The organism is Devosia sp. ZW T5_3 (assembly GCF_044987315.1).
GTDB lineage: Bacteria > Pseudomonadota > Alphaproteobacteria > Rhizobiales > Devosiaceae > Devosia.
The window spans coordinates 1-592 of sequence record NZ_JBJDRE010000052.1 but is presented as its reverse complement, the minus strand read 5'-3'; the positions used below and the strand labels follow the sequence as shown (position 1 = coordinate 592).

At 64.5% G+C, this 592-nt stretch carries 1 protein-coding gene; it reads left to right on the top strand.

Translation table 11 applies throughout. The features are described from left to right. Positions 1-30: 30 nt before the first annotated feature. Positions 31-592: phage tail tape measure protein (locus tag ACI3KW_RS23215; protein ID WP_404850056.1), on the top strand; the 562-nt coding region annotated here is incomplete at its 3' end.

Sequence of the window (592 nt, the reverse complement as noted above, 5' to 3'; positions counted from 1 at the left end):
GGCTCGGATGCGGGTACGTCGTTGAAGACGATGCTTCAGCGCCTCACTCCGCAGTCGAAGGAGGCAGCGGACAAGTTCAAGGAACTCGGCATCTCCGCGTATGACGCGAACGGCCAGTTTGTAGGGCTCGCGAACTTCTCCGGCCAGTTGAAGGAGCGGATGAAGGATCTGACCCCGGAGGCGCGTAACGCGGCCATGGCGGTCATGTTCGGGTCTGACGCGGTGCGTGGTGCCAATGTCCTCTACAGCGAGGGCGAGAAGGGCATGCTCGCGTGGATCAAGCGCCTCAACGAGCAGGGGTACGCGACGGAGACTGCCCGGACTCGCCTCGACAATCTGAAGGGTGATTGGGAGGCGTTCACGGGCGCTCTGGACACTGCTTTCATCGTCATGGGTGACGGCGTGGACGGCCCGCTCCGCGAGTTCGTGCAGGGCCTCACGGGTCTCGTGGACGGGTACAACGAGCTGCCTCAGTGGGCGCAGCAGCTCATCCAGGTATCGGGTGCCGCGGTCGGCCTGATCGCGGGCGTCGGTGGAGCGAGCTTGCTCGCGATTCCGAAGATCGTGGAGTTCCGGCAGGCGCTGACGGCGA